The following is a 24,083-nucleotide window of genomic DNA, read 5'->3' on the forward strand; positions in this document are numbered from 1 at the left end:
ACAGTCAATAACCCGAAAGCACAGGATTAGCATGCTGGATTCCAAATTACTTCGAACTGAGCTGGAAGAAACCGCTCAACAACTCGCTCGTCGTGGCTTTACGCTTGATGTTGACGCTATGCGTGAACTCGAGGAACAACGTAAGGCGCTGCAAATTCGCACCGAACAACTGCAAGCTGAGCGTAATTCCCGATCGAAGTCCATTGGCCAGGCTAAAGCAAAGGGTGAAGACATTGCACCATTGCTAGAAGAAGTATCAAACCTTGGTGATGAATTGGATGCGGCGAAAACGGAGCTCGCGGCACTCCAGCAAAAAGTGAATGACGTGGTCATGAGCGTGCCCAATCTACCTGCGGCCGACGTACCAAGCGGTAAAGATGAATCTGAGAACCAGGAAATCTCACGCTGGGGCGAGCCCCGTCAATTTGAGTTCGAGATTAAAGATCACGTCGACCTCGGTGAACTCACCGGTGGTCTTGATTTTGCCAGTGCAGTGAAGCTATCTGGCTCTCGTTTTATCGTGATGAAAGGGCAAATGGCGCGTATGCACCGTGCGCTTACGCAATTTATGCTCGACTTGCACACCAATGAGCACGGTTATACTGAGATGTATGTGCCTTACTTGGTCAATGCGGACAGCTTGTATGGCACCGGTCAGCTGCCGAAATTTGGTGAAGACTTGTTCCACACCCAGCCGGCGACGGAAGAAGGGGTGGGCATGTCGTTGATCCCAACGGCGGAAGTGCCGCTGACCAACATGGTACGTGATGAAATCATCGATGAAGCCGATTTGCCGCTGTGCATGACCGCACACACACCTTGCTTCCGCTCAGAAGCAGGTTCATACGGGCGTGATACGCGCGGCCTTATCCGTATGCACCAGTTCGATAAAGTTGAGTTGGTGAAGGTGGTTAAGCCAGAAGACTCAATGGAAGCACTGGAGTCATTGACTGCGGATGCAGAAAAAGTATTGCAGTTGCTGAATCTGCCATATCGTAAGATGTTGCTCTGCACCGGCGACATGGGCTTTGGTGCGGCGAAAACCTACGATCTAGAAGTCTGGTTACCAGCACAAAACACTTATCGTGAGATTTCATCGTGCTCAAACACCATGGACTTCCAAGCTCGCCGTATGCAGGCACGTTTCCGTCGTAAAGGTGAGAAAAAACCTGAGCTGTTGCACACCTTGAATGGTTCGGGCTTGGCGGTAGGCCGTACCTTGGTGGCTATTTTGGAAAACTACCAACAAGCGGATGGGCGTATTGAAATCCCTGAGGTATTGCGTCCATACATGGGTGGACAGACTCATATTGGGTAAGTGTCATCGTGTTGCTATTAAGCCGGCCTTGCGCCGGCTTTTTTATTGCTGTGTATGGTTGAATCTTTGATGGTGTGGATCATTGATGGGTGACAGCGTATTGAAGATATCATCTTCTGGTGTAGGAAAGCGGGCGAGCAGTGTAGCCAGAAAGGTGTCGAGTGCATCCAGCATCACGGCGTTAACTTGCTGCGCCAGCGCCAGGCGGCGATTGAGTGACAAGGTGTGTACATCATCAAGCTGTGAGATAACCTGATCTATCTTATCGGTGAATGCATCGCCCAATTCAAGGTCGCGCAGTTGTGCTAAACGCTTGGTGAGTATTTGTTGTTGTAAGCTTAGGGACTGGTGCGCATTGGGCGTTGCGTTCTCCAGTTGTATTGACGCGTAGGAAAAGCGTTGGCGAGCTTGAAGTAGCTCTAGCACGGCATACCAAATTTGTTGGTAAGACGAGAGCGTGTGGTCATCACCACAGGCAATTAACACGGGCGGGATGGCTTCATCCACCAAGTACGCTAGGTGCTGCAAGGCGCGGTTTTTCATCTTGGCCTGGGTCACATCATCATATTGTGGCAAGGCGTGAAGGTGATGGAAAAAAAGCCGATACATTGGCTTTTGCGCATGGGGTGCCAAGTGGTGTAACTGACGTGTTTGATCCAGCAATCGTTGATAGTCATACGGATCGACGCGCGGTTGAGTGGCGAGGTAACCTGCATGCTGGAGCAAAGCCCGTAACTCATGCAGTTGATGCAATCGCCAATCCGGTCGTTGACGAAACACGATGACCGCCACCACGCTAGCAATCGTGAGCGCCAGTATTCCTATCATCACTAACCATCCCATATGCTCTCCTTGCTATGGCTTCCGCGTATACAGAGCGGAGCATGAAGCATGCCAAAATTGAGAGGTGAATCACGCCTTGTAGCGCAATGACTGGCGCGTGGATGTGCTCTTACTGCGCACCTTACTTGGGCGTGATTGCTCACTCGTAGTGCAGGGGAGAATCGATGGATGGCACTCATTGGACAAAAAAAGAGCCCGACTGGGCTCTTTATTCTCTGCTTGTGCAAATTGACGAGGCAGCAAGGTTACATGACCCGCATACCTGGCTGGGCGCCCTCATGAGGCTCTAAGATCCAAATCTCTTTCCCGCCAGGGCCGGCCGCTAAAATCATGCCTTCTGACATGCCAAACTTCATCTTTCTTGGTTTTAAATTGGCGACCATCACGGTGTGCTTGCCCACCAGATCTTCCGGCTTGTAGGCCGATTTGATCCCAGAGAAAACCTGACGTGTTTCACCGCCAATATCGAGCTTGAATTTGAGCAGTTTATCCGCTTTTGGCACGGCTTCACACTCAAGGATTTTAGCGACACGAAGATCGACTTTAGCAAAATCACCAAATTCGATTTCATCCGCGAGTGGTTCATCGGCAAGTGGCCCTTGCGCGCTTGCTTTCGCCGCCTCTTCAGTCGCGACATCTTCTTTGCTGTCAGCAATCATGGCATCGACCGCTTTTGGATCAATTCGGTTAAATAGCGCCTTGAACTTGGTGATTTGATGGCCAGTCAGCGGGGTCGCAATGCTCTCCCACGTTAAGGTGTCGTTTAAAAAGCCTTCCGCACGCTCGGCCAGTTTGGGCATCACAGGTTTTAGGTAGGTCATCAGCACTCGGAACAAGTTAATACCCACTGAGCAAATCGCTTGCAGTTCGGCGTCTTTACCGTCTTCTTTGGCGATGACCCAAGGGGCTTTCTCGTCGACGTATTGGTTCGCTTTATCGGCAAGCGCAATGATCTCACGGATCGCTCGGTTAAACTCGCGTGCCTCGTAGAGTTCACCTATGTGCTCGGCTTTATCGATAAAGGTTTGATAAAGCTCAGGCTCAGAGCAAACGGGCGACAGCTGACCGTCAAAGCGTTTGCTGATAAAGCCCGCGTTGCGAGAGGCCAAGTTGACCACTTTGTTGACAATGTCGGTATTCACGCGCTGGATAAAGTCATCCAAGCTTAAATCGAGATCATCAATACGGCTGTTGAGCTTGGCGGCGTAGTAATAGCGTAAGCATTCGGGATCAAGGTGTTTTAAGTAAGTGCTCGCTTTAATGAATGTCCCTTTCGACTTGGACATTTTTGCGCCATTGACGGTGACATAACCGTGCACGAAGACGTTATTTGGCTTGCGGAAACCGGCACCGTCGAGCATGGCTGGCCAGAACAGACTATGGAAATAAACAATGTCTTTGCCGATAAAGTGATATAGCTCGGTGTCGCTGCTGGCTTTCCAATACTCGTCGAAGTCGATGTCACCGCGTTTGTCACAGTAGTTTTTAAATGACCCCATATAACCAATCGGTGCATCAAGCCAAACGTAGAAAAACTTGCCGGGTTGGTCAGGGATTTCGAAACCAAAGTAAGGGGCATCACGTGAGATATCCCACTGCTGAAGGCCGGTTTCGAACCACTCATTCATTTTGTTGGCAATTTCACTTTGCAGTGAGCCGGACTTTGTCCACTCATTCAGCATTTGCTCAAATTGCGGCAAATCGAAGAAGAAGTGCTCAGAGTCACGCATTACGGGCGTGGCGCCACTCACCGCTGAGCGTGGGTTAATCAGCTCTGCTGGGGTATAGGTCTCACCACAGTTGTCACAGTTGTCACCGTACTGATCGTCGGCGTGACATTTTGGACACTCGCCTTTGACAAAGCGATCCGGCAAGAACATTTCTTTTTCCGGATCAAACAGCTGAGAGATCGTACGGCTGGTGATGTAACCTTTATCGCGGAGCTGAGTATAAATAAACGAGGCGAGCTCACGGTTTTCATCACTGTGGGTGCTGTGATAGTTATCGAAGCTGATATCAAAGCCATCAAAGTCGGCTTGGTGCTCTTGTTGCACGCCAGCGATCATGGCTTCTGGCTCGACACCCATTTGCTGTGCTTTCAACATAATGGGGGTGCCGTGGGCATCGTCGGCACAAATAAAGTGAGTCGTGTTGCCACGTAGGCGCTGATAGCGCACCCATACATCTGCTTGAATATGCTCGAGCATGTGGCCCAAATGGATTGAGCCGTTCGCATAAGGCAGCGCACAGGTCACCAGAATTTTCCGTGGGTTTGCAGCCATAATCTTGTTTGTTCGCTCTTATGATATGAATGGAATGATTGCGGAAATCTTACCTGATACGATATGCCTTGCCTAGTGCAGGCCGTGAGTGAGGCTGTTTATCCGTTAAACGTTAGCTATCCGGCCTAATATATTTTAATCAATGGGATGGTGATGCATGTTGTTTGGCTCTAAAAAGAAAAAAGCACAAAAACAAAAAAAAGACACGGCCGCCCCGCTGACCAATGTGGATGACGCAGTGAGTCTATTGAATCAGTTTTCACATCCGCGTTTGGTGGAGCAGTGGGCAAGCCAACCATATTGGGTGAGCGTGACTGAACACGGCTTTAAAGTGACGTTTCCATTTGCAGCGGCGTCAGTGATGCAGGCACTCAATGACTGGCTGAATGCCCAGTCGACGACATTGGCGCAGCAGTTTCAACTGACACAGAGAGTGGCGCCATTAAAAAGTGGTGATAAGTCGCCCGTCAAAGGGGTGAAAAACCTGTTAGTGGTGAGCTCGGCCAAAGGCGGTGTGGGTAAATCGACGACGGCGGTCAATTTGGCACTGGCACTGCAGGCGGAAGGGGCATCGGTGGGCATTGTCGATGCGGATGTGTATGGCCCATCGCTCCCGATTATGCTCGGCGCTAAAGACAGCGAGCCGCAAACCCATGATGGCAAATTGATGGAGCCTGTGATGCGTCATGGTATTGCCTCTAATTCAATTGGTTACCTGGTGCCCGCTGATAATGCCACTGTGTGGCGTGGGCCAATGGCCTCGAAAGCCTTTGCTCAATTGATCAATGAAACCCGCTGGCCCGAGCTTGATTATTTGGTAGTTGATATGCCACCAGGCACCGGTGACATTCAGCTTAGCTTGGCGCAGCAGTTTCCGGTGACGGGAGCGATGGTGGTTACCACGCCACAAGATCTCGCACTGGCTGATGCGATTAAAGGCGTGGCGATGTTTGAGAAAGTACAGGTGCCGGTTCTCGGGGTAATTGAAAACATGAGCTACCATATTTGCTCACAATGCGGTCATCATGAAGCGATTTTTGGTACTGGTGGTGCAGCGAAAATGGCTCGTGAGCAAGGCGTGCCAGTGTTAGCTCAAGTGCCGCTTCATGTCGCGATTCGTGAGGACATAGACGCAGGCACACCGAGTATGGTGGCGCGCCCTGACAGCGAGCATGCTGCTGTCTATCGCCAAATGGCCGCCACCGTCGCCAGTCAGCTTTATTGGCAAGGGGAAACGCGCCCTGAACAAATAAGCGTACAAACGGTGTCGCCCTGATTGAGCAACGTGCAGATATCGCAGGCTTAAAGCAGCGGGTCAGTCAGGGAAGCGTGATTTTCTCTGGCGCCAGCGGCTTCAACTCCCTATAATCAGGCGGTTTATGTAGATTCCGCCAAGCTTCCTCTGGGTATTCATATTATGAGTGACAACAACCACCAATGCGTTATTATCGGCATAGCAGGTGCCTCTGCTTCCGGTAAAAGCCTGATCGCTAGCACCATTTATAAGGAATTAAAGGAAAAAGTCGGCGATCATCAAATCGGCGTGATCACGGAAGATAGATATTACCGAGATCAAAGCCATCTCAGCATGGAAGAGCGCGTACAAACCAACTATGACCATCCACAAGCGCTAGACCATGACTTGCTTTGCGAGCACCTAGAAAGCCTCGCGGCAGGTCAGTCTGTCGATGTGCCTGTGTACAGCTACTCAGAGCATACCCGCATGGATGAAACCACCACCATGACACCCAAAAAGGTGATCATTTTGGAAGGGATCCTGTTGCTAACCGATCCACGCCTGCGCAATCTGATCCATGCCAGCGTCTTTATGGATACTCCCCTTGATATTTGCTTGTTGCGCCGCATGAAACGTGATGTGGCTGAACGTGGCCGCACCATGGACTCCGTGATGGAACAATATCAGAAGACGGTCCGCCCTATGTTTATGCAGTTTATTGAGCCGTCAAAGCAATATGCCGATATTATCGTGCCACGTGGGGGTAAAAACCGCATTGCGATTGATGTGTTAAAAGCGCATATCGCGCGATTACTGAAAGCCTGATTTGGGTATGATGGTTTCACTGACCTCAATCTCGCTGCTTTTTATGCAGTGGACAACAAGCTAAATGAATGCGGTGCGTGAATGTATCGCCCCATCTATTAACCGTGAGGACTATCCGATGCGACTATGCGACAGGCATATCAAAGAACACCTTGATGATGGCCGCATCAAAATTGAGCCACGTCCGGCAGAGGCTTCGATTTCTGGTGTGACGGCGGATGTGACTTTGGGCAATCAATTCCGGGTGTTTAATGACCACGGCGCAGCATTTATCGATCTGTCTGGCCCGAAAGAAGAGGTCAATGCCCAGCTTGAACGTGTGATGAGTGATGAAATTGAGATTGCTGATGGTGAGGCTTTTTATCTTCATCCAGGCCAGCTCGCGCTTGCTGTCACGCATGAAGCGGTGACCCTTCCTGACGATATCGTCGGCTGGCTTGATGGCCGCTCGTCGTTGGCACGTTTAGGGCTGATGGTGCATGTGACTGCGCACCGGATTGACCCGGGCTGGTCGGGCCGTATTGTGCTGGAGTTCTATAACAATGGTCGTTTGCCCTTGGCGCTACGACCCGGTATGCCGATTGGTGCGTTAAGTTTTGAGCCTATGTCGGGCGCGGCTGATAAGCCGTATAACAAACGCGACAACGCAAAGTATAAAAATCAGCAAGGGGCAGTTGCCTCTCGCATTAGCCAAGACAAGGTTTAACGATTGCAATGCGCCTACGGGCGCATTTTTTTGTTAACGTGGAACCCGATCGCGAAATCATGGTCGATAATGCGGGTATCTCTCGTAAGTGGTATCGCCTGTTACGCACAAGGAGCATCTTGCAATGATAAAAAAAATCGCCCTTACTCTCGCTGTTTTGGTGGTGGTCGTCATGGGTGGCATCGCCGCTTTGCTCGCCACCATTAATCCTAACCAGTTTAAGCCATTGTTGGTCGAGCAAGTTAAAAAACAGACAGGCTATGACATGGTGATCGGTGGCGACATTGCTTGGCAGTTTTGGCCAAGTTTGGGTTTTTCAATCGAGGATGTCGCGATAAAAAATCGCCCCGGCTTTGATGAACCCGATTTGATGCGCTTATCTCAAGCCCGCCTCTCTGTCGATGTGTTGCCTTTGATGTCGCAAACCTTGCAGATCGGCGAAATTACATTGCAAGACCCACATGTGTTTATTCAAACCCTGAGTAATGGGGAGAGCAACCTCATCGCGACATCGCCGACGGCTGAGCCTCAAGCTGAGCCAGCGCCACAATCAGGCACATCCGCTGATAGCACGAGCACCGAGGCAAAGGCGTGGAACGTATCGCTACAAGGGCTCAGTGTGGCCAACGCGAGTGTGGTCGTCAAAGATGACCAAGCGGGCACCATGACAGCGTTGCGCGATGTGGATCTTGAGGTGGGCAATCTGGCGACGGATGTGTGGACGCCACTGTCAGTGTCGTTGCGCGGCGAGCAAAATGACGCTCGTGTTGAGCTGGAAGGTCAAGGTGAGTTGAAATTGGCCAGTGACCTGATACAAAGCCAGATGCGCAAACTGGCGTTGACGCTCTCCGCCGAGCAAGGTGCACTGACCCTAGAACAAGCGAACCTCACCCTCGATCGTTTGGCGCTGGGTGAGGCGGCGCAGTTGGGCTTTAATATCAACGCGCAAACCGCAGACATCGACGTTGAAAGCTCGGGGCAAGCCCAGGTCACTATCGCAACGACGCAAGATAAGATCACGGTTCAGGGGTTAGACATGCTCACGACGGTGTCTGGCGAGCCAATCCCCAACCAGTCGCTTAGCCAAGCGCTAGCCGCTGATATTGTGTTTGACATCAACCAGCAAACGTTGACGGTCAGTGAATTGATCAGCCGATTAAACGACGATGATGTTGTGGTGGATGGCAAAGTGGCAGTTAAATTGACGGAGATCCCCCAAGTTCGCTTTGCGCTGAATACCAACCACATTGACCTCGATACGCTGATACCGACAGACAATGCAGCGCCTAATCAATCTGCAAAAGATAGTGAATCTGGCTCTAATGATAAATCCAGCCCGAGTACGCAAGCGGCGCCACTGAGCAAAGAAGAGCCTGATTTGAGTGTGTTGAAGACGCTAGATATTGCCGGCTCACTGGCAATGAAAGGGCTTACTGTGAGTAACGTTACCTTAGGGCAAACACGCGCGACGGTGGCCATCGACCGTGGCAAGGTCGACGTGTCAGAGCTGACGACGCAAGCCTATGAAGGCAGCGTGGTTGTGCAAGGGATGTTAGATGCTACGCAAACGCCCGCTCGCTATCAGGTGAGTAAAAAAGCACGTGGGATCCAAGTGCTTCCGCTGCTGGAAGACGCTGCCCAGGTTGATCTTTTAGAGGGTAAGGGTAACGTCGATATCAATGTACAGGGCAAAGGTTTGTCGCAGTATGCATTGCGTCAAGCGATTCAAGGCAGTGTCGCTATTTTCTTCGAAGATGGCGCGATTAATGGGATAAACTTGGCACAGATGCTCAGAGAGGCGAAAGCGACGCTGAAAGGTGAGTCGGCAGCGGCCGCCAATGAAGTACGTAAAACAGACTTTAGCGCACTCACTGCGAGCTTTACCTTAGGTAACGGCATGGCTCGCACCACCGACTTACTGTTGGAAGCGCCCGCGCTTCGGGTACGTAGTGACGGACAAACCGATCTGTTACAAGAGACACTCGATTTTAATGTCTATACCTCGGTGGTCGAGACCAGTAAAGGCCAGGGCGGTAAAGATATTGATGAACTGCGTGATGTCACCATCCCAGTGACGGTGGCCGGTACCTGGCAATCGCCGAGCTATAAACTAAACATTAAGCAGCTACTCAGCAGTAATAACGCGTTGGAAGAAAAAGCCCGCAAAGAGGCGCAACGAGGGTTGAAAAAGCTACTGGGTGATAAAGCGGATGACGATAAGGTCAAAGAAACCGCTGATAAACTCCTTAATTTATTTCAGTGATCGGCTGACAAGCTATTGGGCTATCTAATGCAAAGCCATTAAAGGACGGTTTATGGATTCTGTCACGCAAGCAGCGCTAGGAGCAACGGTCGCGGGCTTGGTCGCGGGCAAACGTTGCTCACCGAAAGTGCTATTGGCGGGCGCGGCACTCGGGACTCTCCCGGACCTTGATGTCTTGATTGACTATGGCGATCCGGTGGCGAACACTGTGAATCACCGTGGGTTTAGCCACTCGTTGTTTGTGTTGCCTTGGGTCGGTGCACTCATTGCATGGTGCTGGTGGCGCTGGCAGCGCCAGTGGCCACTTTGGCAAGTGATGACGCTAGTCATCGCGGTGCTTGTCACCCATCCATTGCTCGATGCAATGACGGTATATGGAACCAAGCTATTCTGGCCGCTTGAGGTGCCATCGGTAGCGGTGGCGAGTCTGTTTATTATCGATCCCCTGTATACGGTGCCTCTACTGGTTGCGCTCATCAGCGCATTGGTATGGCGCCATCTGGGAGCCAAGGCATGTGGTGTTGGGTTGATGGTCTCGAGCCTTTACTTGGCCAGCTCTGTGTACCAGCTCCAACAAATAAAAACCCGTGTTGCCGAACAAACACAAGGAACCTTGCTGGAAGGCCAGCCGTTAATCATTATGCCAACGCCGTTTAATACCTTACTGTGGCGTGTGGTCGTCAGTGGCGAAGAGCAATACTGGGAGGGGTTAGCCTCACGACTTGATGCCAACCCGTCAATTGATTGGGTGGCGCAGCCTCTAGGAGAGTGGCCACTGGCCAACTCTGATACCCTCAGCGCTCTGCGGACGTTTTCACGTAATTTTATTCGCTTTGAAAACCGAAACGGGCAGCAGGTAGTCACCGACTTGCGCTTTGGTGTGGCCGCCTATCAGCCGTTCCAGTTTTTACTGGCAGAACAAAATACAGACGGGGACTGGTACCCTGTGTCGCCCAAACAACTTGAGCCTGGCCCGTTGCCCGAGACCGCGCTACCCGCGTTGTGGCAACGTTTGTTGGGCGATCAATCGATTGACGCCAAACTCTGCCGGCAGTCGTGTCAGCAAACTGACCCGCGTTGGGCCGAGCCCATCTCATCTGCCGCCTTACCGGCGACGGCCTCTGAAAAACAATGAGCGCACGCCGTGCACACGTATTGTCTCACGTTGTCAAAGGTTACCAATCAATGCCTTGGCGCGCTTTAATGCCGGCATCAAACGCATGTTTGACATTGCGAACTTCAGAGACAGTATCGGCGATTTCGATTAAACGACGGTGAGCGCCTCGACCCGTGATCAGCACAGATTGCTCACTTGGGCGTTGGCTAATTGCATCGATGACATCGTCCAGGTCAATGTAGCCATAGGTGATCATATAGGTGATTTCGTCCAAGACGACCAAATCATAACTAGGGTCGCTGAGCATGGTTTTGCATGCTGACCAGATTTTTTGTGCGGCTTGCGTGTCGGCTGTTTTATCTTGGGTATCCCAGGTAAACCCTGTACTCATCACATGAAAGTCCACGCCATGCTGCCTGAGTAAGTCTCGCTCACCGCATGCCCACGTTCCCTTGATATACTGCGCCACCCCGCATTTGAAACCATGGCCTGCCGCGCGTGCGACGGTGCCAAAAGCGGATGTCGATTTGCCTTTGCCGTTGCCTGTAATAATAAGAAATAGCCCTTTTTCTTGTTGTGCGGCGTCAATCCGAGCATCGACTTTTTCTTTCAGTTTTTGCTGGCGCTGTTGATGACTGTGTTCTGACATGTGATTTCCAACCTTTGGTTAACTTAGGTCTATAGTAAAGGGACGATAGGGTGGATGCCACCCATGACATTCTGGCCGCAAACCGACGGCCCCAGCCAAAGGACGCTATGATGAGAAAAGGAACGCACGCTCTTATTGCTTTGTTGGCTCTATGCTCGCTGCCTGCTGTGGCGGGTAAACAGATAGGTTATCAGTTAGACGGGGAGGCATTTTCCGGCTACCTGGCGATCCCTGCTTCTTTTGAGAACGGCAGTGTGGTGATTATTCATGACTGGGATGGGCTAACGGACTACGAACGTCAACGTGCGGATATGCTGGCAAACTTAGGCTATCGTACGTTCGCATTGGACATGTTTGGCGCCGGGAATCGACCGACCAGTCTAGAGGCGAAGAAAGCGGCGACTCGTTCACTGTATGAAGACAGAGTGCGGATGCGCGAGCTGATTGAAGCAGGGATGAGTGCCGCGCAATCGCAAGGTGTGACGCAGCCAGTAGTGGCTGGCTATTGTTTCGGTGGCACGGTGACGTTAGAGCTTGCACGCAATCCAGGCAATATGCCTGTCAGTGGCTACGCGAGTTTTCATGGCGGTTTGGGCACGCCAGATGGCCAAGGCTATTCAGAGGACATTGCGCCACTGTTTATTGCTCATGGTGGGGCGGATAAAGCGGTGCCCATGGCAGATTTTGCGACCTTTATACAAACGCTAGAGCAGGCGGGTGTCGATTACTGGTCGCAAGTGTATGGTGGGGCGCCGCATGCGTTTACCGTATTTGGCTCGGAGAGGTACCGTGAAAAAGCTGATAAAAAGTCTTGGCAGGCGTTTAAAACGTTTTTGACGGATCGGATGGAATAGTGACACGAGGAGAAAAGAAATGATTCGTCATGTATTGCTTGTTCGTTTTACCGCTAACGCGCGCGATGATCAGATCCAAGCATTGAAAGATAAATTTGAATCAATGCCTAGCGTCATTGATGGCGTTGGGCCGGTCGAATGGGGAGAAAACAACAGCCCAGAAGGTAAAGACCAAGGCTACACGCATGTGATTGTGATGACGTTTCGTGATAGTGCTGCGCGGGAGCGCTATTTACCGCATCCTGAACATGAGGCGCTAAAAGCGATATTTCGTCCTATCCTGGAAGACATTATTGTTGTGGATTATTCCGTGCCAGCATAGGTGCTGACAAACTGCCCTATCACCGAGTATTACCTGCCTCACTATAGGCAGTGCTTAGCCTTATTGGTAATCTGAGGGCTTATCAATAAGGAGGTTTGACGCTGATGACAACTGATAATCAAAGGCCCAGTGTTTTGGTGGTGTGCTTGGGTAACATCTGTCGTTCGCCCACCGCAGAAGCCGTATTACGTACTCGCGCACAGGCGCGAGGCTTGGCAGTCGATATTGATTCGGCGGGCACGGCAGGTTATCACCAGGGTAACCCGCCTGATAGACGTAGCCAAGCGGCAGGGCAGGCGAGAGGCTACTCGTTTGAAGGTATTCGAGCGCGCCAGGTCGGCCCTGCAGACTTTGTGTGTCATGACATGATTCTGGCAGCCGATGAGAGCAACCTGGCTGACTTGCAAGCACAATGCCCACCCGAGCACCAAGGCAAGCTGTCTTTATTTCTCCACTGGGGCGAGCATACCGAGGGGCCGATCCCCGACCCTTATTATGGTGGCCCTGACGGCTTTGAGCGGGTGTTAGACTTGCTTGAACAAGCGGCAGATGGGGTGCTGAATCATATTGAAGCGCATCTTTTGCCTCGTTAGTTGAGAGAGTGCGCGTCTAGAATGAACGCATGGGTGAGAAGAATAAGCAAAAGGCGCGTGATGAACGCGCCTTTGTTTTGAGCCTACGTGAGCTGACTTACCATTTCTTTTTCGGTGCAAACAACTCGTCTAGATCGCTTCTTTCTTCTTCTTGCTCCGACTGGAGTTTTTCATGGCCCGTATTCAGTGTATGGGTAATATCGCTATGCATTTGCTCTAAATGCTTTTTCATCTCTTGAGAGTAATCATCGGTTTTGGGCGAGACCACATCAATGGCTTTTTTCAATAACTGCTGAGCGGTGCCCATTTGCCCTTTTTGCTTGGCGTCATTGGCACGCTTAATCACATTCTCAATATTGATTTTAAGTTGCATCTTTTCCAAGCGTGCGTTCTCAGCCACAAACGCTTGCGTCGCTAGTCGTCCCTTAGAGTGCTCCGCTTTTACCACGGAGCGCAGACGTTTTACTAGCTTGAGCATCGAAATCGCTTGTCGATCGTTATCTGGCACTTTAAAGGAAGTCGACTCGCGGTTTGAGTAGCTTTGTTTGATTTCATCGATCTGCGCTTGCGTCGCACTAATACGTTGCTTGATAGATTTATCGGAATTATCAATCTCGTACATGGCTTTCAAAGAATCTAGGATCTTCTTATTCAAGCAAACCAACAGCGTCCCGCTATATGGCAGATTATGTGCATTACCAATCAGCTCTTCAGTGGCGTCAATCACTGCAATGTGCTTAGCCATCTCTTGGCGCTTGTGAGATTCAATTTGCTTACGTTGTTGAGCCAATATGTTGTAGCCGACAATCAGGCCGAGCAATATGACACAAAGGCCAGCTATCAAGGCAATATTCATAATTCAGCGTCGATGTTCCTTGTAATAAACTCAACTGGTTAAGATACACGATCTCAACCGACAGAGATAGCATCAATCAAGGATGGAGGCAGCATGAGTGATCCGCATCTAACTCTGCACATTACATCCGATTCGCATGCGCTGGTAATAGTGTGGCCCATAATCGTGCACTTGGCGATAAACTGGTTGAAATAATCGGATTTTAGCGATTGGGCAATACCCTATTTGTTCACCAAATTGCTTAGTGAATGTGCAATCGCTAACGTTTATATAACCAAAGCCTATTAAATAGTCTAATTTGGGTATATAAATAATCTATCACAACCCAATGCTGTCACTTAACCCATGAGGCTCGCGCGTCTGCACTATGAAATTACAACAGCTTAGATATATCGTTGAGGTCGTCAACCACAACCTAAATGTGTCTGCGACCGCAGAGAGTTTGTATACCTCTCAGCCTGGGATCAGTAAACAAGTTCGATTACTAGAAGACGAACTAGGCGTGCAAATATTTGAGCGCAGTGGCAAACACCTTACCCAAGTCACTCCTGCTGGTGAGGCCATTGTGGAAATATCTCAAAGTATTTTGTCTCGGGTGGAAAGCATTAAAGCGGTGGCGAGTGAACATACTCATCCAGAAATGGGAAATCTCAATATTTCCACCACCCACACACAGGCACGATATGCATTGCCCGATGTGATCAAAGCATTTACTGCCCGCTACCCTAAAGTCTCTTTGCATATGCATCAGGGAACGCCGACGCAGATCTCCAGCTCGGTCGCCAAAGGCACATCAGATTTTGCTATCGCGACCGAAGCTTTCCACCTCTATGAAGACTTAGTGATGCTGCCGTGTTACCACTGGAATCGTTCGATTATTGTGACGCCTGATCACCCACTGGCACAGAAAAAAAACAATATCACCATTGAGGATTTAGCGGCCTATTCTCTTGTGACCTATGTCTTCGGTTTTACCGGGCGTTCAGAGTTGGATGAGGCGTTCCATCGCGCCCATCTCACTCCCAAGATTGTATTTACCGCCACAGACGCGGACGTAATTAAAACCTATGTGAAGTTAGGGTTAGGGGTTGGCGTTATCGCCAGTATGGCGATGGATAGTCAAGCTGACTCGGACCTGGTCGCCATTGACGCTAGCCATATTTTTGGTGCTAGCACGACCAAAATTGGATTTCGTAAAGGCACCTTCCTTCGCAGCTACATGTATGACTTTATTGAACGCTTCGCCCCACACCTGACGCGCAATATGATAGATAAAGCGGTGGCTCTGCGTTCAAACGAAGAAATTGATGCCATGTTTAAGGACATTCCGCTGCCAATTCGCTAAACTTCCCGTGTACGATATGGCTGCGTCAAGCAGCCTTTTTTGATCACGCTTTTATTCAAGTCCTGATAGCAGCCATGTCTTCCGTCTCTTTTCAGCAACAGTTCACTCAATTAACCCAACTTCTTACCCAGTTTCAGTGGTTATGGCAACCGATGCCAATGGCACATAGATGTTTACCGTGGCAGGAAGAAGACGCATTGTGCGCTTGGCTAGCCAGCTTGGATTATTCCCAGATAACAGCACTCAAGGCAGCACCTGAAGCTGTGATTACCCAGTTGTCGAGCTGGTGGCCTGCGTTGGCGTCATTGACCGAACTGACTGCTGTACCGCAGGCGAGTACGACCAAGGTGGGTGTGGATCCGCGGTTGGCGGTAGGGGTTCCGGGAAGAAAGTGGGCGCAAATCGAGGCATACATCGGTGCGGTTCCCACTCACGGGGAGACGGTACGCTATCTCGAATGGTGTGCCGGAAAAGGGTATCTCGGGCGTGCCATCTCATCGGTGACCGATAAGCCGGTTGAGAGTATCGAATGGCAAAAAGCACTTTGTGATCAAGGACAAGCGTTTGCACAGCGCAACGCCCTCGCGATGCGATTTTATCCCTTAGATGCCATGGGCACGGAGGCTGCCGCTGTGATGGCCGGTTGTGATCACGGATTAGCGTTACATGCCTGCGGCGACTTGCATGTAACGCTCCTGCAAAAAGCAGTGACGTGTGGTATGCCGCGTCTATCCGTCTCTCCATGTTGCTATCAGCTGATTCGGGGGGAGATTTATCAGCCACTCTCGGATGTCGCCCAGAATACGGGAATGCGGCTGACAAAAGCTGACCTTAAACTTGCCGTCCAAGAATCGGTGACTGGCGGACAGCGAGTGCGTCGCCAACGGGAACAGGAAGTTATTTATCGCTTAGGCTTTGATGAATGGCAGCGAGACTGGCAAAACCAGGATCATTACTTGCCATTACCTGCACTGAAAAAATCACAACTTAGCCAAGGGTTTGCGGAATTCTGTCGTTGGGGTGCGGCACAAAAAGGGCTCTCGTTACCCGATGATTTCGATGTGGATGGCTACTTTCGCCGCGGGGAGGTGCGTTTTTCCATTCTCGAACAAATCAACGTCGTTAAGAGCGCTTTTCGCCGAGCAATGGAAATATGGCTGGTGTTGGACAGGGTGTTATATCTTGAGCAACACGGATACTCGGTGAGTCTGATGCAGTTTTGTGAGCGTGAATTGACGCCTCGCAATCTATTGATTCATGCTGAAATGATTAATGCGCCCAGCACACCAGCCCATCCCTGACGTGTTACGCGCGGTGAACAAGTGTCGATAAGATGATCAGCCGTAAAAGCTCGCTCAAGATTGAGTAAATCGTTACACTCTGGTTACCTATCTTTACCTGAAGTTACTTTTTATGCCTGATATCGGCGTTTCCATAGCGGTGGCCATGATCTTGGGTCTCGGCTGTTTTGTGCAAAGCTTGGTAGGCTTTGGTATGGCGATTGTGGCGGCACCACTATTGCTGATGATTGATCCCAAACTCGTCCCAACCACCATTTCTATGGTGGGACTGACATTGGCGAGCATTAATGCTTGGCAATATCGGCATCAACTCTCATTTCGTGATCTTAGTTGGGCTTACTTAGGCCGTGTGCCAGGTACTGCCGTGGCCGGAGGCGTGATGTTGGTCGTCACAACACAAATGCTGGAAATTATCATCGGGGCAGCCGTCTTAATCGCAGTATTGGCCAGTGTCATGCGCTTTGACATTGCCCCTAATCGACGAAACTTTTTTGTCGCCGGTTTTACCTCTGGGGTGATGGGCACGACGACGAGTATTGGTGGCCCGCCAATGGCCCTTGTACTGCAACACGCTGATGTCAATAAGATGCGCGCATGCCTGGCGGGGTACTTTGCGATCAGCTGCATCTTGTCTTTGATCGCCTTAAGCGCCACGGACTTTCTGACATGGTGGCACTTAAAGCAAGCGGCTTTTGCGGTGCCTGCTGTACTGGTGGCGACATGGCTTGCTTATCGGGTCGCACCAAAGGTGAAACCGCATCTCGTCCGTCGGGCAATGTTGCTACTCTGTACCTTAGCTGGGGTCAGCACGCTGGTACGCGGCTTGATGGGTGGATGAAACGCGTAAAACGCAATGACGCCCCAGAGTCAGTGGGGCGCCATTGAATCATTGGATACTTCGCGAACGATGATCAGCCTATAAACTGTGCCACCACAACGCTTATGCCTCCCACCATTGCCAAGCTAAGGCCAAGATTCCCACCAATCACCTGATAATGCTCATCCGTCGAGACGGTTTGACGTGCTTTACGCACCATCAGCACAGGTAGCACCACCGCAAGAATCACCAGAGCAATTGCCGCGTAACCTAACGCAGTGATAAACCCTTGAGGGTAGAAAAGTGCGAACACCAAAGGCGGTAAGTAAGTAATAGCGGCGGTTTGCAAGCGGCCACGCACACTGTCTTGGCGATTAAAGCTATCGGAAATAAAGTCAAATAATCCTAAGCTAACGCCGAGAAATGACGTGGCTAAGGCTAAATCAGCAAAAAGCGAAATACTGGAGGCGATATAATCTTGTTGCACCACCGATTGGATGATGGCAACGAACTGAGACAGTTCACCGTTTTGCACCAAGGTAGCTTGTGCCACTGTTCCTAAACTCGCGACTTGCCAAAAAATGTACAGTGCAAGTGGAAGAGTCGAGCCGACGATCATCACTTTACGTAGTGAAGGCAGATCTATCCCGACATAACGTACAATCGAGGGGATACTGCCGTGGAAGCCAAAAGAGGTGAAAATAACGGGCAGTGCAGCGACCAAGAGCCCTTTTTCGACTGGCATCTCTACGAGGTTAATACTGGAGACGTGTGGGGTGAGTAAGGTTAACGCTAAAATCAGGAATAAGACTTTAACAGTAAATAAACCACGGTTGATTAAATCCACTTTACTCGTACCCAGAGTCACCACTAAGCCAAATACGAGGGTGAACAACACTGCACCGGCTGCTGGCGGTAGCTCGATGGTTGACCATTGTGCCAGCTTCTCATTGAGCTGGCTCCCACCGCCCGCAATATAAGCAGCGCACAGAGAGTAAAATAAGAACAACATGGCGAATGAGGCAAGCCACTTGCCCTTATCCCCTAAAAACTGTTTGGCCAGACTGTGCAATGTGGCATCCGCGTCAGCGTACTGATGGACCTCTAGCATTAACAGCGCTGTGTAGGTCATCAGAGCCCACATCGCCCCCATTAATGCCATCGATGCCCCAAATCCAATACCAGCGGAGGCAAGTGGTAAAGCTAGCATGCCTGCGCCAATGGTTGTCCCTGCGATAATCAGCGAACTTCCTAGTACTTTATTCATATTATGTTTAACCAGTGTTAATAAAAAGTTAATTGTTGTGTTCGCACAAAAGATAACGTGAATTTATGCGCATTGTGCACTGTCTATGCAGATAAAAAAACGGATGCGTGTAATGCTAAAGGTACGTATAAGTAAAGTAAAGTGTACGGTTAGGATGGGGTAGTGAATCGAGCGGTCTAATGTCATAATCAAAGACGAATCACGGTGACCAATAAGGAGCGGCAGGGTGGAAAACCAACAACATCAAGCACCAATGTCACAAATCGCGATGCTTTCTACCGGAGAGGAAGTGTTGCTGGGAGATATCACGGATACCAATGCAGCATGGCTATCAAGGACATTATTTGAGAACGGGCTAACAATGTCTCGTCGCGTGACCATTGGAGATGACCTTGATGATATGGCGATCGAGCTGGTTCGATTATCACAGACAGAGCAAGTGGTCATTGTGAACGGAGGACTGGGACCGACCACAGACGATCTCACTACGGCAGCAATGGCATCGGCGATGGGGGTTGAGCTAACACTGAACGAAGCGTGGCTTGATGAGCTGAAACAGCGCTTTGAGCGACACGGCCGGCCGATGGCACAAAGCAACCTTAAGCAAGCGATGTTACCTGACGGTGCGCGCTTAATTGAGAACCCGAAAGGGACGGCGTGTGGTTTTCACTGTGAACTCAATGGATGTCATTTTTATTTTACACCTGGTGTGCCCTCTGAGTTTTTCGACATGGTTGAGCGCCAAATCCTTCCTGAGTTGTTACATGTTTACGCGGCAAAAGCGCGATCGTGTTACCGTTTGTTTACATTTGGCTTGTCAGAGTCCGGGATCAGTGACGTGATGGCATCATTAGTGCTTCCTGACGATGTGTCACTGGGATATCGCTCGAGTTTGCCTTTTATTGAGGTGAAGCTGTTTATTGATGCAGAGCATGATGAAAAAGACACCATACTTGAGGCGCTGCAACAGCGGCTCGCTGATTATGTGGTGTCATATAATGAGCCAATGGCTTCAGCATTAGCGTTTGATGTTAATCGTCACGGTATTGCGTTGAAAGTGGCTGAGCAGTTCACCGGTGGCTGGCTATCAAGCTTACTCAATGGGCAAGCGGCTTATTTGGTTGAACAAGGCTGGGTGATGTCGAACGCCCATGTGCCAGAGCAAGCGTTGGCCAATCCGTTAGCAGCCTCACTGGCGATGGCCAGTGCGACGATCAGCCCCGAGCAAAAGCAAATTGGCCTTGCCTGTGGTCCGGAACTTCACGGACAAATCTGTGTGGCTATCTCCACGCCCGAGGGTGAGTGGGGGCAGCGTTTAAGCTTTAAACGGCAACTGTCTCACGACGATGCGCGCTGCTACATCTCCACTGTATTGTTAGATATGTTAAGGCGTTATTTAAATGGATATACGGTGATTGCCGATTATGCCTCACTGACGCGACATGACGATATTTATATTGATGCAGACAGCATAGAATAGAAGGTCGGTAAGAGAAGGGAAGGCGAGGCGATTGTATTACGCCTCGTTAACTTGTTTCTTGATGTCAGCGGGTTGGTAGTCGAACGCAATGGACACATCAGTCTGCGGCGCACTTTGACAAGCGAGGATTTCGCCTGGCATCACAAAGGCCATGCTTTCTCCCTGCGTGACAGACCCTTGATTAAGCTTACAGCGGCATGCGCCACACATGCCATTTCGGCATTGATATTCAGGCTGAATACCGGCGTCTTCTAACTGCTCTAGCAAGTTTTGGTGGGTGTTGCCACCCACCGTTATGCCGTTCACTTCGATGGTGATGCGGGTCATAGTTCGAAGTCACCAAAGTCTTCGACGCTGACTTCGTTGTCGATCTGACCGACTAGGTATGAGCTAATTTCTGCTTCCTGTGGGGCCACCTGAACATTATCCGAGGACAGCCAAGCGTTAATCCAAGGAATGGGGTTTTGTGTCGCATTGTCATAGGCAGGCGCTAAACCCACGGCAGACATTCTTAGGTTGGTGATATATTCAACATACTGACACAAGATATCTTTGTTCAGGCCGATCATCGAGCCGTCACGGAACAAATACTCAGCCCAGTCTTTTTCTTGCTCAGCCGCTTTCTTGAACAGATCAAAACACTCTTGCTCGCATTCTTTGGCAATGTCGGCCATCTCAGGGTCGTCTTGACCGCTACGTAGAATGTTGAGCATGTGCTGCGTGCCAGTCAGATGCAAGGCTTCGTCACGGGCAATAAACTTGATGATCTTAGCATTACCTTCCATCAGTTCACGCTCGGCAAAGGCAAAGGAGCATGCAAAACTGACATAGAAGCGAATCGCTTCAAGCGCATTGACCGACATCAGGCACAAATACAGCTGGCGCTTCAGCGCGCGCAGGCTGACTGTGACTGTCTGGCCATTGATCGAATGCGTCCCTTCGCCAAGTTGGTGATAATAGTTACTCAGCTGAATAAGGTCATCATAATACTGGGCAATGTCTTCTGCGCGCTTTTGAATGTGCTCATTCATCACGATGTCATCAAACACAATCGCCGGATCAGCCACAATATTACGAATAATGTGGGTATAAGAGCGAGAATGAATGGTTTCAGAGAAGCTCCAGGTTTCAATCCAGGTTTCGAGTTCTGGAATAGAGACCAATGGGAGTAGCGCGACGTTAGGGCTGCGGCCTTGGATAGAGTCCAGCAACGTTTGATACTTCAAGTTACTGATGAAAATATGCTTTTCATGTTCAGGTAGCTTGTTGTAATCAATACGATCGCTCGATACGTCCACTTCTTCTGGGCGCCAAAAGAACGACAACTGCTTTTCGATCAGTTTTTCAAAAATTTCATATTTTTGCTGATCGTAGCGGGCAACATTAACGGACTGACCCAAGAACATGGGTTCTTTGAGCGGGTCATTGTTGATTTTAGAAAACGTACTGTAAGCCATGAATCTTATAAACCTCTAGAAAAGGGCCCAGAGGCCCTTTGCATGTCGTGTGTTAGATCTTACATGCACCGCCGGCACAATCGTCTTCAGCAGCTTGCGCCGCGGTTGATTCCGACTGACCATCGCTCGCGCCATCACGGGTGTTGTGGTAGTACAGGGTTTTAACCCCCAGTTTGTACGCGGTGAGCAAATCTTTAAGCAGCTGGTTCATAGGAACTTTACCGCTTGCATGTCGGCTCGGATCATAATTGGTGTTGGCAGAAATCGCTTGGTCGACGAATTTTTGCATGATACCGACTAGCTGTAAGTAGCCTTCATTGCTGCCAATGTTCCAGAGCAGTTCGTAATTATCTTTATACTTGTGATACTCAGGTACCACTTGTTTGAGAATGCCATCTTTTGAGGCTTTCACCGAGACAAAACCACGTGGTGGTTCAATGCCATTGGTGGCATTTGAAATTTGTGACGACGTTTCTGATGGCATCAAAGCGGTCAGTGTTGAGTTACGCAAACCATGGGTTTGGATATCCTTGCGCAAGGTTTCCCAATCCAAGTGTAACGGCTCATCACAAATCGCATCCAAGTCTTTCTTGTAGGTATCGATAGGAAGGATACCTTGCGAATAAGTGGTTTCGTTAAACGCAGGACACGCGCCTTTTTCTTTCGCCAGCTCCACGGATGCACGCAATAAGTGATATTGAATCGCTTCAAAGGTACGGTGCGTAAGGCCATTCGCACTGCCATCCGAATAACGTACACCGTGCTTGGCGAGGTGATAGGCAAAGTTAATCACACCCACACCGAGTGTACGGCGGTTCATGGTCGCTTTGCGCGCGGCAGGTAACGGATAATCTTGATAGTCCAATAACGCATCAAGCGCACGAATGGTCAAGTCGGCCAGTTCACCCAGCTCGTCGAGTGATTCAAGCGCACCCAGGTTAAAGGCGGATAGCGTACACAGTGCAATCTCACCGTTCTCATCTTCAACATTGTTCAGTGGCTTGGTCGGCAGCGCGATTTCTAAACACAGGTTCGACTGACGAATAGGTGCCACCGATGCATCAAACGGGCTATGGGTATTACAATGGTCAACGTTTTGAACGTAGATACGGCCTGTTGAGGCGCGCTCTTGCATCATCAGTGAGAACAGATCAACCGCTTTGACTGTTTCGCGCTGGATAGAGGCATCCGCTTCATATTGGGTATATAGACGCTCGAACTCGTCTTGGTCTTCGAAAAAGGCGTCGTATAAGCCAGGCACATCTGACGGAGAGAACAAGGAAATGTTGCCACCTTTAAGTAGGCGGGTATACATCAACTTATTGATTTGCACACCATAATCCATATGGCGTACACGGTTTTCTTCTACACCGCGGTTGTTTTTCAATACCAGCAGCGATTCCACTTCACGGTGCCAAATTGGATAGAATAAGGTTGCTGCGCCACCACGAACGCCGCCTTGCGAGCAGCATTTCACCGCCGTTTGGAAATATTTATAAAACGGGATACAGCCAGTGTGGAAGGCTTCGCCACCTCGGATAGGGCTACCCAACGCGCGAATACGGCCCGCGTTAATACCTATACCTGCGCGTTGTGATACATAGCGAACAATCGCGCTGGATGTGGCATTAATAGAGTCCAAGCTATCGTCACACTCAATCAATACGCAAGAGCTAAATTGACGTGTAGGCGTACGTACGCCGGACATGATAGGCGTTGGCAGTGAGATCTTAAACTGCGAGGCAGCATCATAAAAACGACGAATGTAGTCCAAACGCGTTTCTTTAGGGTATGACGCAAACAGGCAGGCAGCGACCATCATGTACAAAAACTGTGCGCTTTCGTAAATCTCACCGGTGACACGGTTTTGCACCAGGTATTTACCTTCCAGCTGCTTCACCGCGGCGTATGAGAAGTTCATATCGCGCCAGTGATCGAGGTAACTGTCTAGGGTATCGAGCTCCTCTTCGCTGTAATCTTCCAAGATATGCTTATCATACTTGCCTTTCTCGACCATGTTTTTGACATGATCAACCAGCTTAGGTGGCTCGAACTGGCCATAGGCTTTTTTACGTAAGTGGAAGACGGCCAAACGCGCCGCAAGATATTGATAATCTGGGCTTTCTTCGGAGATTAGATCGGCAGCGGCTTTGATGATTGTCTCGTGAATATCTTCCGTGCGCATGCCATCGTAAAACTGGATGTGAGAGCGCATCTCAACCAGAGAAACAGAAACGTTTGAGAGGCCTTCGGCAGCCCAAGTCACTACGCGATGGATTTTATCGAGGTTTAAGTTTTCTTTGCGTCCATCACGCTTTAATACGGTAATTTCTTGGTTCATTTGTATGCTTTCCCAATATTCCCTTGCCAAACTGCTCTTTTTCGCAAGTTTTTATAAAATGCTGATGATTTTTTGGTCGGCCTCTATGCGGACATCTCGTCGCTCATACACTATATATAGGGGGCGATGTCCGAGTCGGTTACAAGATAGTGATATAACCTGCTTTTTGCAAGCCAGTCTTTGTTAGGGTGGGTGTGGATATCTTGGGGA

21 protein-coding genes are annotated in these 24,083 nt (G+C 50.0%); 13 read left to right on the forward strand and 8 right to left on the reverse strand.

The features are described from left to right. The first annotated feature begins 31 nt into the window (after window positions 1–31). On the forward strand, window positions 32–1,318 hold the full coding sequence (gene serS, locus EHW56_RS07185; protein ID WP_152794808.1) for a serine--tRNA ligase: 1,287 nt from the start codon (window positions 32–34) through the stop codon (window positions 1,316–1,318). Window positions 1,319–1,360: 42 nt separating this feature from the next. Here the strand turns inward: serS and EHW56_RS07190 are convergent, their stop codons facing one another. After that, entirely contained in the window at window positions 1,361–2,161 is an 801-nt protein-coding gene (locus EHW56_RS07190; protein WP_152799319.1) for a hypothetical protein, read from the reverse strand. A 245-nt stretch (window positions 2,162–2,406) separates the two neighbouring features. Beyond that, a complete protein-coding gene (metG, locus tag EHW56_RS07195) occupies window positions 2,407–4,443 on the reverse strand; it encodes a methionine--tRNA ligase (RefSeq protein WP_152794812.1) in 2,037 nt (678 codons plus the stop codon). Window positions 4,444–4,600: 157 nt separating this feature from the next. Here metG and apbC point away from each other — a divergent pair, with 157 nt between their 5' ends. From apbC to EHW56_RS07220, 5 genes are all read left to right on the forward strand, one after another. Then, window positions 4,601–5,719 carry an iron-sulfur cluster carrier protein ApbC gene (gene apbC, locus EHW56_RS07200; protein WP_152794815.1) on the forward strand — a complete coding sequence of 373 codons (1,119 nt, stop codon included), beginning with the start codon at window positions 4,601–4,603 and terminating at the stop codon, window positions 5,717–5,719. Window positions 5,720–5,860: 141 nt separating this feature from the next. Beyond that, window positions 5,861–6,505, forward strand: a complete 645-nt coding sequence (gene udk / locus EHW56_RS07205; RefSeq protein WP_077605938.1) for a uridine kinase — start codon at window positions 5,861–5,863, stop codon at window positions 6,503–6,505. A gap of 118 nt (window positions 6,506–6,623) precedes the next feature. Further along, a complete protein-coding gene (gene dcd, locus EHW56_RS07210; protein ID WP_046073840.1) occupies window positions 6,624–7,211 on the forward strand; it encodes a dCTP deaminase in 588 nt (195 codons plus the stop codon). A 124-nt stretch (window positions 7,212–7,335) separates the two neighbouring features. After that, window positions 7,336–9,474 carry an AsmA family protein gene (locus EHW56_RS07215; RefSeq protein ID WP_152794816.1) on the forward strand — a complete coding sequence of 713 codons (2,139 nt, stop codon included), beginning with the start codon at window positions 7,336–7,338 and terminating at the stop codon, window positions 9,472–9,474. Window positions 9,475–9,526: 52 nt separating this feature from the next. Next, window positions 9,527–10,609, forward strand: a complete 1,083-nt coding sequence (locus EHW56_RS07220) for a metal-dependent hydrolase (RefSeq protein ID WP_077579225.1) — start codon at window positions 9,527–9,529, stop codon at window positions 10,607–10,609. Window positions 10,610–10,649: 40 nt separating this feature from the next. On the opposite strand, the gene cobO is transcribed toward EHW56_RS07220, so the two are convergent. Beyond that, entirely contained in the window at window positions 10,650–11,240 is a 591-nt protein-coding gene (cobO, locus tag EHW56_RS07225; RefSeq protein WP_152794818.1) for a cob(I)yrinic acid a,c-diamide adenosyltransferase, read from the reverse strand. A 110-nt stretch (window positions 11,241–11,350) separates the two neighbouring features. Between cobO and EHW56_RS07230 the strand changes: the two genes are divergently transcribed. From EHW56_RS07230 to EHW56_RS07240, 3 genes are all read left to right on the forward strand, one after another. Continuing rightward, entirely contained in the window at window positions 11,351–12,094 is a 744-nt protein-coding gene (locus EHW56_RS07230; protein ID WP_152794891.1) for a dienelactone hydrolase family protein, read from the forward strand. 19 nt (window positions 12,095–12,113) lie between these two features. After that, window positions 12,114–12,416, forward strand: coding sequence for a Dabb family protein (locus tag EHW56_RS07235; protein WP_077605942.1), 303 nt, complete (start codon window positions 12,114–12,116; stop codon window positions 12,414–12,416). 104 nt (window positions 12,417–12,520) lie between these two features. Then, window positions 12,521–13,009, forward strand: coding sequence for a low molecular weight protein-tyrosine-phosphatase (locus tag EHW56_RS07240; RefSeq protein ID WP_152794820.1), 489 nt, complete (start codon window positions 12,521–12,523; stop codon window positions 13,007–13,009). A 97-nt stretch (window positions 13,010–13,106) separates the two neighbouring features. Here EHW56_RS07240 and EHW56_RS07245 read toward each other — a convergent pair whose 3' ends face one another. Next, entirely contained in the window at window positions 13,107–13,865 is a 759-nt protein-coding gene (locus EHW56_RS07245) for a DNA repair protein (RefSeq protein WP_152794822.1), read from the reverse strand. A 367-nt stretch (window positions 13,866–14,232) separates the two neighbouring features. Between EHW56_RS07245 and cysB the strand changes: the two genes are divergently transcribed. The 3 genes from cysB (at window position 14,233) to EHW56_RS07260 (ending at window position 17,349) form a co-directional block, all read left to right on the forward strand. Then, on the forward strand, window positions 14,233–15,210 hold the full coding sequence (gene cysB / locus EHW56_RS07250) for an HTH-type transcriptional regulator CysB (protein WP_152794824.1): 978 nt from the start codon (window positions 14,233–14,235) through the stop codon (window positions 15,208–15,210). A gap of 74 nt (window positions 15,211–15,284) precedes the next feature. Then, the gene (locus EHW56_RS07255; RefSeq protein ID WP_152794826.1) at window positions 15,285–16,511 is read left to right on the forward strand and encodes a methyltransferase; all 1,227 of its coding nucleotides are present in this window, start codon (window positions 15,285–15,287) and stop codon (window positions 16,509–16,511) included. A gap of 112 nt (window positions 16,512–16,623) precedes the next feature. Further along, a complete protein-coding gene (locus EHW56_RS07260) occupies window positions 16,624–17,349 on the forward strand; it encodes a sulfite exporter TauE/SafE family protein (protein ID WP_152794828.1) in 726 nt (241 codons plus the stop codon). A 73-nt stretch (window positions 17,350–17,422) separates the two neighbouring features. Here the strand turns inward: EHW56_RS07260 and tyrP are convergent, their stop codons facing one another. Further along, window positions 17,423–18,595 carry a tyrosine transporter TyrP gene (gene tyrP, locus EHW56_RS07265; protein WP_046073504.1) on the reverse strand — a complete coding sequence of 391 codons (1,173 nt, stop codon included), beginning with the start codon at window positions 18,593–18,595 and terminating at the stop codon, window positions 17,423–17,425. A gap of 226 nt (window positions 18,596–18,821) precedes the next feature. On the opposite strand from tyrP, the gene EHW56_RS07270 reads away from it, so the two are divergent. After that, window positions 18,822–20,075 carry a CinA family nicotinamide mononucleotide deamidase-related protein gene (locus EHW56_RS07270; protein ID WP_370517141.1) on the forward strand — a complete coding sequence of 418 codons (1,254 nt, stop codon included), beginning with the start codon at window positions 18,822–18,824 and terminating at the stop codon, window positions 20,073–20,075. A 36-nt stretch (window positions 20,076–20,111) separates the two neighbouring features. Here EHW56_RS07270 and yfaE read toward each other — a convergent pair whose 3' ends face one another. Genes yfaE through nrdA form a run of 3 tightly spaced genes read right to left on the reverse strand, consistent with a single transcriptional unit; the run spans window position 20,112 to window position 23,873 of the window. Beyond that, window positions 20,112–20,402 (reverse strand): class I ribonucleotide reductase maintenance protein YfaE, encoded by a 291-nt coding sequence (gene yfaE / locus EHW56_RS07275; RefSeq protein WP_046073503.1) that lies wholly within the window; start codon window positions 20,400–20,402, stop codon window positions 20,112–20,114. Further along, on the reverse strand, window positions 20,399–21,532 hold the full coding sequence (gene nrdB, locus EHW56_RS07280) for a class Ia ribonucleoside-diphosphate reductase subunit beta (protein ID WP_077579233.1): 1,134 nt from the start codon (window positions 21,530–21,532) through the stop codon (window positions 20,399–20,401). The genes yfaE and nrdB overlap by 4 nt, the downstream gene beginning before the upstream one ends. A gap of 52 nt (window positions 21,533–21,584) precedes the next feature. Next, window positions 21,585–23,873 (reverse strand): class 1a ribonucleoside-diphosphate reductase subunit alpha, encoded by a 2,289-nt coding sequence (gene nrdA, locus EHW56_RS07285; RefSeq protein WP_046073501.1) that lies wholly within the window; start codon window positions 23,871–23,873, stop codon window positions 21,585–21,587. Window positions 23,874–24,083: the final 210 nt, after the last annotated feature.

The sequence above is a fragment of the Salinivibrio sp. VGrn1 genome (assembly GCF_009377995.1).
GTDB lineage: Bacteria > Pseudomonadota > Gammaproteobacteria > Enterobacterales > Vibrionaceae > Salinivibrio > Salinivibrio siamensis.

Coding starts and splice junctions, on each gene's coding strand:
- serS (WP_152794808.1), top strand. CDS start 32: ATGCTGGATTCCAAATTACTTCGAACTGAGCTGGAAGAAACCGCTCAA.
- EHW56_RS07190 (WP_152799319.1), bottom strand. CDS start 2,161: ATGGGATGGTTAGTGATGATAGGAATACTGGCGCTCACGATTGCTAGC.
- metG (WP_152794812.1), bottom strand. CDS start 4,443: ATGGCTGCAAACCCACGGAAAATTCTGGTGACCTGTGCGCTGCCTTAT.
- apbC (WP_152794815.1), top strand. CDS start 4,601: ATGTTGTTTGGCTCTAAAAAGAAAAAAGCACAAAAACAAAAAAAAGAC.
- udk (WP_077605938.1), top strand. CDS start 5,861: ATGAGTGACAACAACCACCAATGCGTTATTATCGGCATAGCAGGTGCC.
- dcd (WP_046073840.1), top strand. CDS start 6,624: ATGCGACTATGCGACAGGCATATCAAAGAACACCTTGATGATGGCCGC.
- EHW56_RS07215 (WP_152794816.1), top strand. CDS start 7,336: ATGATAAAAAAAATCGCCCTTACTCTCGCTGTTTTGGTGGTGGTCGTC.
- EHW56_RS07220 (WP_077579225.1), top strand. CDS start 9,527: ATGGATTCTGTCACGCAAGCAGCGCTAGGAGCAACGGTCGCGGGCTTG.
- cobO (WP_152794818.1), bottom strand. CDS start 11,240: ATGTCAGAACACAGTCATCAACAGCGCCAGCAAAAACTGAAAGAAAAA.
- EHW56_RS07230 (WP_152794891.1), top strand. CDS start 11,351: ATGAGAAAAGGAACGCACGCTCTTATTGCTTTGTTGGCTCTATGCTCG.
- EHW56_RS07235 (WP_077605942.1), top strand. CDS start 12,114: ATGATTCGTCATGTATTGCTTGTTCGTTTTACCGCTAACGCGCGCGAT.
- EHW56_RS07240 (WP_152794820.1), top strand. CDS start 12,521: ATGACAACTGATAATCAAAGGCCCAGTGTTTTGGTGGTGTGCTTGGGT.
- EHW56_RS07245 (WP_152794822.1), bottom strand. CDS start 13,865: ATGAATATTGCCTTGATAGCTGGCCTTTGTGTCATATTGCTCGGCCTG.
- cysB (WP_152794824.1), top strand. CDS start 14,233: ATGAAATTACAACAGCTTAGATATATCGTTGAGGTCGTCAACCACAAC.
- EHW56_RS07255 (WP_152794826.1), top strand. CDS start 15,285: ATGTCTTCCGTCTCTTTTCAGCAACAGTTCACTCAATTAACCCAACTT.
- EHW56_RS07260 (WP_152794828.1), top strand. CDS start 16,624: ATGCCTGATATCGGCGTTTCCATAGCGGTGGCCATGATCTTGGGTCTC.
- tyrP (WP_046073504.1), bottom strand. CDS start 18,595: ATGAATAAAGTACTAGGAAGTTCGCTGATTATCGCAGGGACAACCATT.
- yfaE (WP_046073503.1), bottom strand. CDS start 20,402: ATGACCCGCATCACCATCGAAGTGAACGGCATAACGGTGGGTGGCAAC.
- nrdB (WP_077579233.1), bottom strand. CDS start 21,532: ATGGCTTACAGTACGTTTTCTAAAATCAACAATGACCCGCTCAAAGAA.
- nrdA (WP_046073501.1), bottom strand. CDS start 23,873: ATGAACCAAGAAATTACCGTATTAAAGCGTGATGGACGCAAAGAAAAC.